Below are 15,508 nucleotides of genomic sequence, written 5' to 3'. Positions count from 1 at the left end.
ATCAGAGCCCTCTGGCTCGTTGCTCACCGCTCGTTGCTCGTTGCTTACCGCTCATTTCTCGCCGCTCATCATCAGCTGCTCCACCACCGGTCCCAAGGCCAGCGCGGGCACGTACGTCAGTGCGCCGATCAGCAGTACCGAGCCGATGAGCAGCACGACGAACAGCGGGCCGTGAGTCGGTAGCGTGCCGGCGGTTACGGGTGCGCGCTTCTTTGCGGCGAGAGAGCCGGCGATCGCAAGCACAGGGATCAGCACCCAGAAGCGGCCGAGCCACATCGCGATACCGAGCGCCGTGTTGTAGAACGGGGTGTTCGCCGAGAGGCCGGCGAAGGCGCTGCCGTTGTTGTTGCCGGCGGAGCTGAATGCGTACAGGATCTCTGAGAAGCCGTGAGCACCGGGATTGGCCACACCGATTTTTCCTGCTTCCACGGACACGGCGACAGCAGTGCCGATGAGCACGACGAAGGGCGTGGCCAGGATCGCGATCGACGTCATCTTCATGTCGAACGCTTCGATCTTCTTGCCGAGATACTCCGGCGTGCGACCGATCATGAGGCCGGCAATGAAAACGCCGAGCAGTGCGTAGATCAGCATGCCGTAGAGGCCGGAGCCGACACCGCCGAAGGCGACTTCGCCGAGCTGCATGAGGAACATCGGCACGAGCCCTCCCATCGGCGTCATCGAATCGTGCATCGTGTTCACGGCACCGGTGGACGTCGCCGTCGTGACGGCAACGAACAATGCCGACGCACCTACGCCGAAGCGCGCTTCCTTCCCCTCCATATTGCCGCCCGGCTGGGTATCGGAACGAGCCACGTCGGCACCGACCTGCGTGAAGACCGGGTTGCCCTGCTGCTCGAAGTGAACAGCGACGAGCCAGAGTGCGACGAACAGGATCGCCATGCCCGCGAGCACGGCCCACCCCTGCCTCGCGTCGCCGACCATCCGGCCGAACGTGAATGTCAGCGCGATCGGAATCAGGAGGATCGCGAACAGCTGAATGAAATTGGTCAGCGTGTTCGGGTTCTCGTAGGGATGCGCGGAGTTCGCGTTGAAGAATCCGCCGCCGTTGGTGCCCAGCTCCTTGATGGCCTCCTGCGAAGCGACGGGTCCCATCGGCAGCGTCTGGGTGCTGCCCTGTGCAACTGCTGTCACTTCCTTGTACGCGTCAAAGTTCTGGATCACGCCCTGTGAGACGAGCACGAGTGCCATGACCGCTGCGAGCGGCAACAGCACGTACAGCGTGACGCGGGTCAGGTCGACCCAGAAATTGCCGATCGTCGTGGAAGTGTGGCGCGCGAAGCCGCGGATCAACGCCGCCGCCACAGCGATGCCCGTCGCTGCCGAAACAAAATTCTGAACCGCGAGCCCTGCCATCTGCGTGAGGTGACTCATCGTCGATTCGCCCGCGTACCCCTGCCAGTTCGTGTTGGTCACGAAGCTGACCGCGGTATTGAAGGACGAATCCGGCGTCACCGCGCCGAAAGCCTGTGGATTGAGCGGCAACACCGCCTGCAACCGCTGCAAGGCATAGACGAACAGCGTTCCGACGACACTGAAAAGCAGGACACCGACAGCATATTGCTTCCAACCGGTCTCGCGTTCCGCATCGACTCCGGCGACACGGTAGATCCAGCGCTCGATGTTGAAACGGAAGCGACTCCGGGGCGTTGCCTTGCCATCGAGGACATCGGCAATGTAGTACCCCAGGGGCCGGCCGCACACTGTCGCCAGGGCTAGCACTGCGAGCCCCAGCACGATCGCTGCAATCGTCATCAGTTTCTCCGCGTCAGAATTTTTCCGCCTTCAGCAAGGCGTAGATCAGATAGACCGCGAGCGCGGCCGCGACCCACATCGCGAACTGGATGAAGGTCATTCGATCCTCCCCAGTCGCGAGAGCGCGACGACGAGGCCGTGCGTCAGCGCGTACAGCGCTGCGATGAGCCCGATGAACAGCAGATCCTGCATGACCGCACCTCTTTCCGATGCGGCTCAATCTATCGATGCCCTCATAAAGTTGCCGACAGAAGAACATCGCGCGGCATAAAAAAAGCATAAGGATGCAAATTACCGCCCGCGGATTCACAATCCGGGCCGTGCACGTACTGACGAGAGAGTTGCCATGCTGAGGACCTGCGTCGCGTATCGAAACGGCCAGAAGCTCGCCGAGATCTCGGTGGAGGAGATCCATCACTATCTCGAGCAACCGGACTGCTTCGTCTGGGTGGCGCTCGTCGATCCCGGACCGCAGGAGCTTGCCGTCATGCGGGCGCAGTTCCATCTGCACCCACTCGCGGTGGAAGACGCACAGAAAGGCCATCAGCGACCGAAGATCGAGGAGTACGGCGGCGGCCTGTTCGCCGTCGTCCACATGATCGAGGAGAAGGACGGGGAACTCATCGTGGGTGAAGCCGACATCTTCGTCGGCCGCAACTATGTGCTCTCCGTGCGCAACCGGGCGGAACGCGGATTCCAGGAAGTGCGTGCGCGCTCCGAGCGTGAGCCGGAGCTGCTGCGCTACGGACCGGGTTACGTGCTCTACGCACTCATCGACGCGGTCGTCGACCGCTACTTTCCGATTCTCGATCGCCTCGAAGACGAACTCGAGACCCTGGAGGAACGGATCTTCGCGGGCATGTCCCTGCGCGACAACATCGAGGCCCTATACGCGTTGAAGCAGCGGCTGATGCTCATCAAGCACGCCGTGACGCCGCTCCTGGAAGCCATCGGGAATCTTTCGGGAGCGCGCGTGCCGCTGATGTGCACGGGCATGCAGGAGTACTTCCGCGATATCGCCGACCATCTGCAGCGACTCAACCAGTCGATCGAATCAGCCCGCGACACGCTCATCAGCGCAACGACCGTGAACGTTTCGATGATCTCGCTGCAGGAAGGCGAAGTGATGAAACGTCTCGCCGCGTACGCCGCACTGGTGGCGGTTCCGACCTTGATCGCCGGCATCTACGGCATGAATTTCGAACTGATGCCCGAGCTGAAGTGGAAGTACGGCTACTTCCTGGCGATCGGGCTGATGGTCGGGCTGGATGGGCTGTTGTTCTGGAAATTGCGGAAGGAGAAATGGTTGTAGATTCGTCACCCGCGAAAGCGGGAATGACGGATGCGCCGGCGGCCGCTACGCCTCCTTGCTCACAACCGTCGCCGTCGCCTTCTCGTCCGCCACCTCTTCCGTCAGTTCCCCTTCCCACTTCGACACCACAGCTGTCGCGATGCTGTTGCCGATGACGTTGGTGGCCGAGCGGCCCATGTCGAGGAAGTGATCGATGCCGAGCAGCAGGACCAGGCCGGCTTCCGGGATACCGAACTGCGCCAGCGTCGCCGCGATGACGACGAGTGAAGCGCGAGGCACGCCGGCGATACCCTTGGACGTCAGCATCAGCACGGCCACCATCGCGATCTGCTGGCTGATCGGAATATCGATGCCGTACACCTGCGCGATGAACATGACCGCGAACGTGCAGTACATCATCGAGCCGTCGAGATTGAAGGAATAGCCGACCGGCAGCACGAAGCTCGCGATGCGATTGCTGCAGCCGAACTTCTCGAGCTCCTCGAGCGTGCGCGGATACGCGGCCTCCGAGCTGGCGGTCGAGAACGCGAGAATCACGGGACTGCGAACGCGCTTGATCAATCGCAGGATGCGCGGCCCGATGACGAGTCCGCCGAGCAGGGTCAGGATCGCCCACAGCAGCAGCAGGCCGAAGTAGAACTCGCCCATGAAGATGCCGTAGACCTTGAGGATCCCCAGGCCCTGCTTCGCGACCGTCGTAGCCAGGGCACCGAACACGGCGAATGGCGCGAAGAGCATCACGTAACCCGTCACCTTCAGCATGATGTGCGCGAGCACGTCCACAACTTCGATCACCGGCTTGCTGCGCGCGCCGAGCGCCGCCATGGCCGTACCGAAGAACACCGAGAACACGACGATCTGCAGGATCTCGTTGCGGGCCATCGCATCGAGGATGCTGGTGGGAATCGTGTGCGCAATGAAGCTCTGCAGCGACAGCGCACCGGCCTCGATGCCCGATGCCGCATGCGAATCCGGGATCGGCAGCTGCATGGCCTTGCCGGGCTCGAAGGTCTCGACGAGGACGAGACCCAGCGTGAGCGAGATCAGCGACGCGAAGATGAACCACCCCAGCGCCTTGCCGCCGATGCGGCCGACGGTGGCGATGTCGCCCATCTTTGCGATGCCGACCACCAGCGTCGAGAACACCAGCGGCGCAATGATCATCTTGATGAGCCGCAGGAACATCGTGGGCAGCAGACCCGCCGCCTCGGCGAAGTCCGCCGCGGACTCGGGGAAATACGTGTAGGAGACGTATCCGCTCAGCAGGCCGAGGACGAGGCCCACCATGATGTAAGTCGTCAGACGGCTGGACGGCATTGAGCGTATTCCCGTTCTTTGAGTGCAAGTATCAGACGAATGCGATCAGCAGCAGACCGAGTGCGATGCGATACCACGCAAAGGGTACATAGCTGTGGGACTGGATGTAACGCAACAGCCACTTCACTGCAATGAATCCGACGATCGTGGATACAACGAAGGCGACCCCGAGATCTCCCCAGTGCTCGGTCGCCAGCCCGCCCTCGAGATAGAGCTCCAGGAACTGGTAGGCCGTCGCGGCAAACATCGTCGGGATCGCCAGCAGGAACGCAAACTCCGCGGCCGCAGGGCGCGAAGTCGTTCCGGCGAGCATCGCCGCGAACAGCGCGGCAGCCGATCGCGACGTTCCCGGGAACACGGCAGCGATCACCTGGGCAACGCCCACCCATGCAGCCGCCCCCCAGCTGATCGCGGTATTCGGCTCGCGCTTGGATACATAGGACTCCACAGCGAAGATCACGAAGCCGCCGATGATCAGCGCCGCCGCAACCGGATACACCGATTCGGGCAGCTCGACACCGGCCAGGCGCGCACCGAGTCCGCCGACCACGGTGATCATCAGTGCGACGAAGAGCTTCAACAGATAATCGCGGTTCTCGGGCCGCATGAAGCCCAGCGCCATGTCGAGCAGGCGCCTCCAGTAAACCAGCGTCACCGCCAGGATGGCCCCGGACTGAATGGCGACGGTGAACAGATCGGAACGACGCCCCAGCCAATGTTGCGCGATGAGCAAATGCCCGGTGCTGGAGATGGGAAGAAACTCGGTGACGCCTTCGATGATTCCCAGCAGGATGACCTGGAGCAGATTTTCCACGCGGTGTCCGTTGTTCTGGATCGGGTCGGGGGATGATACTGGCACTATCGGATGGCCGCACGGGCCGTCGGTGACCGAACGACATGGCTGCCGCCGGTTCCCTCCGATTGCTCGGGATCGTGACGCCGATGTAATCCGCGCCGGCCGGGGCATGGGAAACTTCAGGCGGCCCCACCCCGACATTGTCGAATGAACACACTCGAAATCCGCTCGACGCTGACCCTCGCCGACTGGCAGGCCTACCAGGCTGCCTGGGCGCTTCGACTACAGGCCCGCTCGCGATTGTCGCGAAGGAACATCGTCGTTACGTTGGGCGTCGCCCTCGCCATGGCCATTGCACTGGTCGGCGCCTCGGTCTATCTCGGTCAGTCCGTACCCTTCCTCGCCGTCGTCATCGGTGCCGCCGCCGCTGTGCTCGGTGTCATGATCAACATGCGCCGCATGCGCGCCGCCGCCCAACCCGATGAATCGGGCGTCGTGCTCGGTCCGAGCCGCCTGACGATCGACCCTTCTGGCCTGTTGCTGGAGAAGAGCCATTCGACCATTCGTCATGACTGGGCGGTGTATCAGGAAATCACGATCGCACCCGGCCATCTGTTCATCTGGGTCGATCGCGTCGCCGCCCTGATCGTGCCGGTCCGGGATCTGCCGGAATCGGTGTCCGCGCATCAGGCGGCGGATCTGATCCGGGAACTGGCGGAAGCCGGGCGATCCCAGCCCGCGCAGACGCAGATCGAACCGCAGCCCGAGACTGAGCCTGAGGCTGCCACGAGCAGCTCGGTTCCAGTGATGCCTTCGTCATCGACGCAGGTTCCGTTCCTGCGCTCGATCGGACGTTTCCTCACCCTGCGGCCCGTCACGAACCCTGATCTCGATCTCAGCGACCGTGCGCTGCTTGCACTCGCGGCCCTCTCGATCGCCCTCTGGATCCTGATCGATCTCCTGGTCGCGCTGCCGGACTCGACTTTCTACGCGTATGGCTTCGTCGGTGTCGGCTGGTACGGCTCCATCGCGATGCTGCTGGCAGCGATCTGGGCTCGCTTGTCGGATCCTCCGGTGTCCCTGCGGGCGACGCTTGCCCTGACGCTGGCTTTCATTCCGATTGCCATCGTTCTCGCGATGCTGCTCGGCTATCTGCCTTCGGCGGTGTCGCTCGGCGCGTCGATCATTCTGGCGTTCTACGCTGTCGCTTACGGACACACCGCACTGAAGTCGGTGACTGCACGTCATCAGGCAGGCGCAATGTTCGCGAGCCTGTTGTTCCTGTCGCTCGCGGCCTGGTTCGCTCAGACGCAGTATGTAGAGCCCGGCTTCTGGTATCCGGCCGAAGACGAGAGCGCCGAGCTCACGGACGAAGCACAAGACTATCTGGCGCGCTGGCAGCAGATCGAACCGGTGCTGTTCGGCCAGGCGCAGTTCGTCGACGAATCCGTCGCCGCCATGGAGCGCCCGACGGACCTTCGCGCCGCCGCGTTCTTCGTCGGCTTTGCGGGCATGGGCGAGGAGCGCGTATTCGCGGGCGAGATCGAGCTCGCGAACAAGGTCATCGACGAGAAATTCGGCACGGCCACGCGATCGCTGCGGCTCGTCAACGATCGGCGCGATCTCGATTCCCACCCGTTTGCCAGCCCGACTGCGTTGCGTCGCGCGCTCACGGGAATCGCCGAGCGGATGAATCTCGAGGAAGACGTGCTGATCCTTTCTCTCTCGTCGCATGGTTCGGCTGGCGGCGAACTGTCCGTGAGCAACTCAGGCGTCCCGCTGAACAATCTCGACGCTGAAACACTCGCGGATGCGCTCGACGAATCGGGCATTCGCTGGAGAGTCATCATCGTCTCGGCGTGCTACTCGGGCACGTTCATCGAGCCGCTGCGCAATGACGATACGATCGTGATCACCGCGGCGGCGGCGGACAGGACGTCCTTCGGCTGCTCCGACGATCGCGATCTCACCTATTTCGGCGAAGCGTTCTATCGCGATGCCCTGCCCTCAGCGCCCGACCTGCGCACCGCCTTCCAGCGCACACGCGACGCGATCGCTCAGCGCGAGCAAGCGGAGCAGATCGAGGCGTCGAATCCGCAGGCGTTCTTCGGCGTGGGCGTGGAGAGGAAGCTCAGGGGAGTGATGAGGTGACGAGGTGACGAGGCGCGAGCCTCGTCATTCCCGCGCACGCGGGAATCCATCCTGCCCTCCTGCCGTTACGTCCCCGTCACATCACCCGGAACAGGATGGATTCCCGCCTTCGCGGGAATGACGGATCACTTCCCTTTCCACATCTGCCTCAACCGATGCGCCACGAGCTTCGGCTTGCGGTCCCTCGTGAATGCCCCTTTCAGATTCATCGCGCCGATGCGCATGATGCTCTGCGAAGTGCGGAAATCGGCGAAGGCCCAGGGATGGGTGCCGATCACGAACGGATGCCTGGCGAGTGTCTCGATGTACATCGCCACCATCTCGGCCTGATATTCCTCGGTCCACATGTCAGCGGGCTGCGAATGCATTCCCGCCATCGCGTCGGCGCCGAACTCGCTGAAGATGATGGGCTTGCCGGGATGTCGCTGGCGCAATCCGAGTGCTTCCTGCTCGACCGCTTTCGCGGCATCATCGAGGCGGCCCGAGATTCCATACCAGCCGCTGTAGGAGTTGGTGCAGATCACATCGCCGAGCGCCATCCATTCCGATGGACCGCCCTGCACGCTCACGAGCGTGACCGGACGCGTGGGATCGAGCTTGCGGAAAAGATCGAAGAGCGGCGCAAAGAACTTCGTACCGACCGCGACAGCGCCTTGCGGTGTCGGGTCCACGGTATGAAACGGCTTCAGCAGCGGCTCATTCGCCACTGACCACATGATGACGCACGGGTGATTCTTGTCGCGCGCGACGAGCGTCGCGATGTCCTGCTGCAGCTGTCGCTGCCGCGCTTCCTGGATCACGGGTCCGTCCATGAAAACGAGACTCACCGCCGACGTCTCGTCGATCACGAGCAACCCGTACTCGTCGGCAAGCATCATTGCTTCTTCGCTGTACGGGTAGTGCGACGTTCGGAAACTGTTGGCGCCGAGCCAGCGCAACAGTTCGAAGTCCCGGATGATCGACGGAACGTTCAGGCCGCGCCCGTTGAGCGCGAAGTCCTCGTGCTTGCCGAAGCCGCGCAGATAGACCGGTTTGCCGTTGACGAGGAGCTTCTCGCCATCGACGCGGACTTCGCGGATGCCGATCCTGATCGAGTACTCATCCCGCACGTCGCCATCCTGAAGTACGACCGTGAGCTTGTAGAGGTGCGGATCGTCGGTCGACCACAGCCGCGCGTCCGGCACACGAAGCGTCGCAATGCCCTCCCCGTCCGCGATGCGCGCCTTCGCTTCCATGTTCCTGCCCTGCCCGGACAGCCGCACGCTTGCGTTGCCGCTCCAGCCTTGCGAAGCGCGGATCGCGACGCTCACTACACCGGCCTTGCCGTCGATATCCGTCTTCACAGTGACGTCATGCACATGCACGTCCGGTGTCGTGAACAGCCATACGGGCCGATGGATGCCGGCGTACGGGAAGAAATCGTAAGTCGTCTGTGGAAAGTGATGCGTATGCAGCGACACGCGTGTTGTGTCAGGCACCGCGGGCACGCGATCGAGGCGCAGCTCGTTCTCGACGAAGAGGACGAGCACATTCTCGGCGTCATGCCTGACGTGCGAAGTGACGTCGAAGGCGAACGGCAAGTGCGCACCGACATGCTCGCCAAGCAGTTCACCGTTGAGCCAGACCTTCGCACGGTAGGCAACCGACCCGAACCGAAGATGAAGGCGGCGGCCCTTCCAGCACGAGTCGACTTCGAAATCGCACTGGTACCACGCACCGCCGGTGTAGTTGCGAAGGTCATCGAATATTTCGTTCCAGCTGCAAGGCACTGGAATCGCCCGATGCTCGCCGATGCCTTTCATCCATCCCTGTTTCTCGCCGACACCGTCCGGGTCCGCTCTGAATTTCCACACGCCCGACAGATCGCGAGTGGCTCGAGTCGAACTGGAGTGGGGATACAGCAGCGTCGGATTCGCCGACGGCTGAACACGCTGCGCCGTTTGCGCCGCGGCGGTCGCTTGCGCTCCCACGAGCACCGCTCCGCCGGCCATGCCGAAGAACGTACGGCGCGTCACACCGTCATCGGCTGTGGATGTCTCTTGCGTCTCGATGGAGAAGTCGTTGCTCATGGAATGTCTCGCAAGAAAATAGGCGCAGCGATGTTGCCAGAACATCCGCTGCGCCCGCACCCAGGGGGAGAGGCGGCGCGAAGAAATCATCAGAAGGACAACGACAGCCTCGCGCCGGCGTAGCGCTCGAAGTCGCGCGCAGGCAGGAATTCTGTCGCAAGCTGGTTGCCGAAATTGCCGTACTGGTTGCCGGCGTTCACCGCATAGCCTTCATCGAGCACGTTGTTCACGAACAGCACGATTCGATAGTGGCCGCTGTGCTGCTTCAGGCCGACCGACAGATTCAGCACGCCATAGGCATCCTGGACGGTGACCGGATCCTGGTTGAGCGAGAAGTTCTGTTCGCTCTGCCAGACGTAGCTGCCCGCGAACGTACCGTCGAAGGGCAGCGAGCCGAGGCCGAACTCGTATTCCCAGCCGGCGTTTACCTTCCACTCAGGAGCACTCGGCAGGCGCTTGCCGCCGAGATCCTGGCGGGCGGGCGTGCCAGCGCAGCCTTGAGCTGCCGTCTGACCGGGATAGCAGTTCGCCCCGGGAAACTCGTCGATCATCGCGTCGACATAGGCGACGGCCGCGTTCAGACGCAGATCGGTTGTCGCCTGGAAGTCGGTCTCGATCTCCACGCCCTGGGTCTTCACGGTACCGACATTGGTGAGGCGGTAGTTCTGAACACCGCCAATCGTCTCGATACCCTGCTGCTGGAAGTCGTCGTACGTCACGTCGAATGCCGTGACGTTCAGCGTCATCCGCTGGTCGAAGAGCCGGCTCTTGAAACCGATCTCGTAGGAATCCGATGTCTCCGGGTTCACCGGGCCGGCCGCGGCGCGCGTCGCATTGAATCCCGTCGTCAGGTCGTAGGTCTGACCCTTGTGGCCCGTCGCGAAGGCGATGAACGCCATGAATTCATCCGTGAAATCGTGGCGGACGCCGACGCGGAACGTCGACGCATCATCCGAGCTCGACCCCGCGAAGTTCGCGGCGTTCTGGATGTCGTTGAAGGTGTAGGCGATCTCTTCGTTCTGATAGCGCGCACCCAGGGTTGCCGTCGTCGCCGGCAGGAACGTCCAGTCCAGTTGACCGTAGACGGCTTTGACCGTCGAGTCCGACGTTGCGTACCAGTTGGCGAGCGAGAACAGCGGCCCGCGGCTGAATCGCCGTGAAAGATCATTGTCGCCGTAGTAGAGACCGGCGGTGTACTGCAGCGTGTCGCTGGCCGGTGAAACCAGCCGGAATTCCTGCGTCACCACTTTCGCTTCGAAGGTGCCGCCCTGCCAGTTGCTCAGATCGGGATACGAAGTCCGGTCGACGTCGAGCCGGTCGTCGAGACTGAAGTCATCATGGGACGTGATCGACATCAGCGTGATGTCGTTCGCGAACTCGTAGGCCACTTTGAGCGACTGGCCGAAACCATCGGACTTCGCGAACGGTTCGACGTTGTGGCTGATCTCGAGATTGTCGGGACCGGCGGTGATGCCCGGCATGACGACATCCGGCGAAAGGGCCGGATTACCGCGCAGCCGCGCGTTCGGCGACAGCGCCGACAACGCGTAGACCGCTGTCGAAGTGCCTTCCGAGTAGTTCGCACCCAGCGTGATCGCCAGTGCTTCGGAAGGCTCCCACAGCAACTTGCCGCGGAACGTCGTGTCATCGCGTCCATTCAACGTTTTGCCCGTAGCGATGTTCTCGATGTTGCCGGCGAAGTCGCTGTGGCTGCCGGTCAGCCGGTAGCTCAGCGTCGATCCGATGGGACCGGAGATGCTGAGTGCCGCGCGATACTCCTCGTCGGTGGTCGCCTGCACATCGATGAGCGATGTGAGCTCCGCCGTCGGCGCACGCGTGGTGATATTGATCAGGCCCGCCGACGCGCTTTTGCCATAGAGCGTGCTTTGCGGACCGCGCAGCACTTCCACACGTTCGACATCCGTCATATCCGTGAATGCGCGCGCCTGGAACGCTACGGGCACGTCATCGAGCTGTACCGCGACACTCGGTTCGACGCCAATGCTGAATGCGAACGTCCCGATACCGCGCAAGGCGACGGACGCGTTGACGGGCTGATCGGCGCCGCGGATCTGCAGCGACGGAGACACTTTGGCCATGTCGGCGAACTCGCGAACGCCTGCGTTCTCCAACTGCACCGATGAGACGACGGAGACGGCCAGCGGCACGTCCTGGATGTTCTGCTCGCGCTTCTGTGCGGTCACGACGACTTCCTCGAGTCGAGGACCGCCCTCAGCACCCTGCTCCTGCGCGTATGCGGCAGAGCCGGCAACCGCAACACACGTGACCACCGAAACGCCGCGAATGAGTTTCCGCATGGAACTGCCCCCTGATTCTTGGTGAACCGGGCGCGGCCCGGCATTGATCTTTCGGGGCGCACCTTACCAATCGGCCTTACCAGTTTCAATATCTGGTCTGGCCATCAGAGACAATCGGGCCGGAAATTGACTTGTCCACCGCGCCGGACGACGGCAATAATCAACCCATGCCAGAAACGCAGCGCCTTTACGAACAGATTGCCCAGCAACTTGCGATCAGCATCGCGTCCGGCAAGTACGAAGTGGGGCAGCGGCTTCCGTCGGAGCGCGACCTGGCGCAGGCCTTCAAGGTCTCCCGACCCACCATTCGTGAAGCCATGATCGCGCTCGAGCTCGATGGGCTCGTCGAAGTGCGCCTGGGCTCCGGCGTCTACGTCGTCAACGTCACGCCGCCTGCCGGCGAAACCGTTGCCGCCGACATAGGGCCGTTCGAGCTGCTCGAAGCACGGCGCGCGATCGAGGGCGAGGCTTGTGCGCTCGCCGCCGCTCGAATTACGGATGAACAGATCGAGGAACTGGCGCGGCTGGTCGCGGAAATGCGTGTAGAGAACGAGCACGACGTCGTACGCAGCGAAGATGCCGACCGCCGCTTCCACGAACTGATCGCGCAGGCGACACAGAACAGCGCAATGATTTCCGCGGTCAGCACTCTCTGGGATGCGCGCATGCGCTCGCCGCAGAATCGCTCGCTGAGCACCAAGGTCCGGGCCTCAGGCGTGAAGCCCCGCATCGACGAGCACACGGCGATCCTCAAAGCGCTGCGCAAGCGCGACCCTGATGCGGCGCGAAACGCCATGCGCGATCACCTCACCCGCGTCATCGATGCCCTGTTGAAGGCAACCGAAGTCGAAGAGATGGAGCGAGCCCGCGCCCAGATCGCGGAGCAGCGCAAACGGTACGCCCGGCCGGGCTGACCGTCTTGTTGACACCCGTCCTTGGCCAGTCCAAAGTGGCATGACCACTTGAGGACCCAGCATGACCTTGGATCGAGCCGGTAGCGCGCCGAACAAGCACGCCATCGTAGACGCACGCGTGATCGTGACCTGTCCCGGGCGCAATTTCGTCACCGTGCGTATCGAGACCCGCGGCGGCGTTCACGGCATCGGGGATGCGACGTTGAACGGTCGCGAGCTCGCCGTCGCCAGCTACCTCACCGACCATGTACTCCCGTGCCTCATCGGTCGCGACGCACGACAGATCGAGGACATCTGGCAGTTCTTCTATCGCGGCGCGTATTGGCGCCGCGGCCCCGTCACGATGACGGCAATCGCCGCGGTGGACGTCGCGCTCTGGGACATCAAGGCCAAGACCGCGGGCATGCCGCTCTACGACTTGCTTGGCGGCGCGAGCCGCCGCGGCGTGATGGTTTATGGCCACGCCAACGGAGGCACGATCGATGAAACGATCGAGCAGGCGCGGCACTACAGAGCGATGGGGTATAAAGCGATCCGCTTGCAGAGCGGCGTTCCCGGCCTCGCAGCGACTTACGGCGTCTCGAGAGACAAGCTCTTCTACGAACCGGCCGACAGCGCCCGGCCGACCGAGCAAGTGTGGTCGACCGCGAAGTATCTGCCGACCGTGCCGAAGCTGTTCGAAGCGGCCCGCGAGGCGCTCGGCTGGGAAGTACACCTGCTGCACGACGTGCACCATCGACTCACGCCCATCGAAGCCGGAAGACTCGGCAAGGACCTCGAGCCCTTCCGCCCCTTCTGGCTGGAAGACTGCACGCCGGCCGAGAACCAGGAATCCTTCCGGCTGATCCGCCAGCACACGACGACGCCGCTCGCCGTGGGCGAAGTCTTCAACTCCGTGTGGGACGCGAAGCAGCTCATCGACGAGCAGCTGATCGACTACATCCGCACGACCCTCGTGCATGCCGGCGGCATCAGTCACGTGCGACGCATCGCTCATCTCGCGGAGCTGAACAACGTTCGTACCGGCTTCCACGGCGCAACGGATCTGTCTCCCGCGTGCATGGGAGCCGCGTTGCACTTCGATCTGTGGGTGCCGAACTTCGGCATTCAGGAATACATGCGCCATACGGCCGAGACCGATGCGGTCTTTCCGCACGCCTACACGTTCGATCAGGGCGAGCTGCATCCGGGCGATGCGCCGGGACACGGCGTCGACATCGACGAGAAACTCGCGGCGACGTTCCCGTACCGAGCGGCCAGCCTGCCGATCAGCCGCCTCGAAGACGGCACGATGTCCGACTGGTGATTACGCGCCGCGATTGCGGCGCGAGCGGAACGCGAAGAAACCGACGACCGCGAGAATCAGCGCGGAAGTGCCGATGACTGGCCAGTTGCCGACGCGCGCATAGGGAGTGAGGCCGGTTCGAGGCTGCACGACGCCCGTCAGAACGTCGGGCTTGAATCGCGGGAGCGTCTTCTCGACCGTCCCATTCGCGAGAATCAACGCCGAGATCCCGTCATTCGCCGCACGCAGCAGCGGCCGCTGCGCTTCCATGACACGCATGCGGCTGATCTGCAGATGCTGCGGGGCGGCGGTCGTGTCGCCGAACCACGCATCGTTGGTGACGTTGACCAGCAATGTCGCTTCCTTCAGCACTTCGAGCTGCTCGGCGCCGTAGGCATCTTCGTAGCAGATCGTGGCACCGATCTTGTTGCCCGCTGCATCGAGAGCAGGCTGATGCCGCGCGCCCGGCGTGAGGTCGGTGTAAGGAAGATTCTGCAATCGCATCCACGACCGGATGAACGATGGCACCGGGAAAACCTCGCCGAAAGGAACGAGGCGCCTCTTGTCGTACCACTGCGCGTCCTTATCGAGCGCGAGCAGGCCGTTGCGGATGTCGTTCTCGTCGTCGCCGTAGCGAAGCATGCCGGTGATGAGCGCGGATCCACGCGCACGTGCCGCCGACCACATGTACGAAACGTAGCTCCGCAACTGGTCGGGCATATCCGGCAACGCGGACTCGGGCCAGAGGATGATGTCCTTGCCGAGATGCGGCCAACTGAGATCACGGTAAAGCGCGAGGGTCGAATCGCGATACTCGACGCTCCATTTCACATCCTGCGGCACCGCGCCCTGGACGATGGCGACAGTGATGGGCCGACCGATGGGCGCCGTCCATTCGCGATGCCAGAGCAGCCCTCCCACGACCCAGACCGCAACGAGCACGGCGGCGGAGACTATGCGTGCGCGATTGTCTGCGAAGACGATCGCCACCAGCGCACCGGCCGAGATCGCCACGAACAGACTGATCCCGTAAACACCGGCGATCGGCGCGAAGCCTGCAAGAGGCGAATCGGTCTGCGAGTAGCCGAGCGCGAACCACGGAAAGCCGCTGAGAAACCAGCCGCGAAACCATTCGAGTACCGTGTAGGCAGCGGGAAAAACCAGCAGCAGATGCAGAAGGCTCGCCACGAACGTTCCATCGGCCTTGCGGGCCGGCAGCCAGCGCGCCAGCGCATAGCCCAGGCCGGCGGTGTAGCTGCCCAGAATCGCGACCATGCCGAACATGAGGAAGATGGCGATCCACGCCGGCGCGTGCCCCACTTCATGGATCGTGTTGTACAGCCAGTACGTGCCCGCGAGAAACAATCCCACGGTGAACAGGAACCCCGACTTCGCTGCAAGCCGCGGCGTCGTGTTCAGCCATGTGAGAAACAGCCAGGCGGGACAGAGAATCGCGAGCGGCCACCAGCCGACCGGCGCGAACGCGAGCGACAGCAGCGCGCCCGCCGGCAGCGCCAGCCAGTGCGCGAGTCGCGTGTCGAAGAAGTCAGGAGAGAGAAGAGGTTTCACA

Annotated in this window: 11 protein-coding genes; 4 read left to right on the top strand and 7 right to left on the bottom strand. The window is 63.1% G+C overall.

Features of this window, described 5'->3' with window-relative positions:
• Positions 1-51: 51 nt before the first annotated feature.
• Positions 52-1,770, bottom strand: a complete 1,719-nt coding sequence (kdpA, locus tag HNQ60_RS14775; protein WP_184333785.1) for a potassium-transporting ATPase subunit KdpA — start codon at positions 1,768-1,770, stop codon at positions 52-54.
• Between the two features lie 19 nt (positions 1,771-1,789).
• Positions 1,790-1,855, bottom strand: a complete 66-nt coding sequence (kdpF, locus tag HNQ60_RS28310; protein ID WP_407676447.1) for a K(+)-transporting ATPase subunit F — start codon at positions 1,853-1,855, stop codon at positions 1,790-1,792.
• A gap of 267 nt (positions 1,856-2,122) precedes the next feature.
• Here kdpF and corA point away from each other — a divergent pair, with 267 nt between their 5' ends.
• Positions 2,123-3,088: a magnesium/cobalt transporter CorA gene (corA, locus tag HNQ60_RS14765; protein WP_184333071.1), complete on the top strand. Its 966-nt coding sequence runs from the start codon at positions 2,123-2,125 to the stop codon at positions 3,086-3,088.
• A gap of 45 nt (positions 3,089-3,133) precedes the next feature.
• On the opposite strand, the gene HNQ60_RS14760 is transcribed toward corA, so the two are convergent.
• The gene (locus HNQ60_RS14760; protein WP_184333069.1) at positions 3,134-4,405 is read right to left on the bottom strand and encodes a dicarboxylate/amino acid:cation symporter; all 1,272 of its coding nucleotides are present in this window, start codon (positions 4,403-4,405) and stop codon (positions 3,134-3,136) included.
• A gap of 31 nt (positions 4,406-4,436) precedes the next feature.
• Entirely contained in the window at positions 4,437-5,219 is a 783-nt protein-coding gene (locus HNQ60_RS14755; RefSeq protein ID WP_322096870.1) for an undecaprenyl-diphosphate phosphatase, read from the bottom strand.
• Positions 5,220-5,408: 189 nt separating this feature from the next.
• On the opposite strand from HNQ60_RS14755, the gene HNQ60_RS14750 reads away from it, so the two are divergent.
• A complete protein-coding gene (locus tag HNQ60_RS14750; protein ID WP_184333065.1) occupies positions 5,409-7,352 on the top strand; it encodes a C13 family peptidase in 1,944 nt (647 codons plus the stop codon).
• A 125-nt stretch (positions 7,353-7,477) separates the two neighbouring features.
• Here the strand turns inward: HNQ60_RS14750 and uidA are convergent, their stop codons facing one another.
• Complete coding sequence (gene uidA / locus HNQ60_RS14745; RefSeq protein WP_184333063.1) at positions 7,478-9,421, bottom strand: beta-glucuronidase; 1,944 nt, start codon at positions 9,419-9,421, stop codon at positions 7,478-7,480.
• 89 nt (positions 9,422-9,510) lie between these two features.
• Entirely contained in the window at positions 9,511-11,739 is a 2,229-nt protein-coding gene (locus HNQ60_RS14740; protein ID WP_184333061.1) for a TonB-dependent receptor, read from the bottom strand.
• A 167-nt stretch (positions 11,740-11,906) separates the two neighbouring features.
• On the opposite strand from HNQ60_RS14740, the gene HNQ60_RS14735 reads away from it, so the two are divergent.
• Positions 11,907-12,653 carry a FadR/GntR family transcriptional regulator gene (locus HNQ60_RS14735; protein ID WP_184333783.1) on the top strand — a complete coding sequence of 249 codons (747 nt, stop codon included), beginning with the start codon at positions 11,907-11,909 and terminating at the stop codon, positions 12,651-12,653.
• Positions 12,654-12,714: 61 nt separating this feature from the next.
• Positions 12,715-13,959 carry a D-mannonate dehydratase ManD gene (manD, locus tag HNQ60_RS14730; RefSeq protein WP_184333059.1) on the top strand — a complete coding sequence of 415 codons (1,245 nt, stop codon included), beginning with the start codon at positions 12,715-12,717 and terminating at the stop codon, positions 13,957-13,959.
• On the opposite strand, the gene lnt is transcribed toward manD, so the two are convergent.
• Positions 13,960-15,507 (bottom strand): apolipoprotein N-acyltransferase, encoded by a 1,548-nt coding sequence (gene lnt / locus HNQ60_RS14725; RefSeq protein ID WP_184333057.1) that lies wholly within the window; start codon positions 15,505-15,507, stop codon positions 13,960-13,962.
• Between the last annotated feature and the right edge of the window lies 1 nt (position 15,508).

The organism is Povalibacter uvarum (assembly GCF_014202975.1).
Classification (GTDB): Bacteria; Pseudomonadota; Gammaproteobacteria; order Steroidobacterales; family Steroidobacteraceae; genus Steroidobacter; species Steroidobacter uvarum.
This window is presented reverse-complemented; position numbering and strand designations above follow the sequence as displayed.

What these genes read in the sequence shown, in the direction of transcription:
- corA (WP_184333071.1), top strand. Translation starts at nt 2,123, where the DNA reads ATGCTGAGGACCTGCGTCGCGTATCGAAACGGCCAGAAGCTCGCCGAG.
- HNQ60_RS14760 (WP_184333069.1), bottom strand. Translation starts at nt 4,405, where the DNA reads ATGCCGTCCAGCCGTCTGACGACTTACATCATGGTGGGCCTCGTCCTC.
- HNQ60_RS14750 (WP_184333065.1), top strand. Translation starts at nt 5,409, where the DNA reads ATGAACACACTCGAAATCCGCTCGACGCTGACCCTCGCCGACTGGCAG.
- uidA (WP_184333063.1), bottom strand. Translation starts at nt 9,421, where the DNA reads ATGAGCAACGACTTCTCCATCGAGACGCAAGAGACATCCACAGCCGAT.
- HNQ60_RS14740 (WP_184333061.1), bottom strand. Translation starts at nt 11,739, where the DNA reads ATGCGGAAACTCATTCGCGGCGTTTCGGTGGTCACGTGTGTTGCGGTT.
- HNQ60_RS14735 (WP_184333783.1), top strand. Translation starts at nt 11,907, where the DNA reads ATGCCAGAAACGCAGCGCCTTTACGAACAGATTGCCCAGCAACTTGCG.
- manD (WP_184333059.1), top strand. Translation starts at nt 12,715, where the DNA reads ATGACCTTGGATCGAGCCGGTAGCGCGCCGAACAAGCACGCCATCGTA.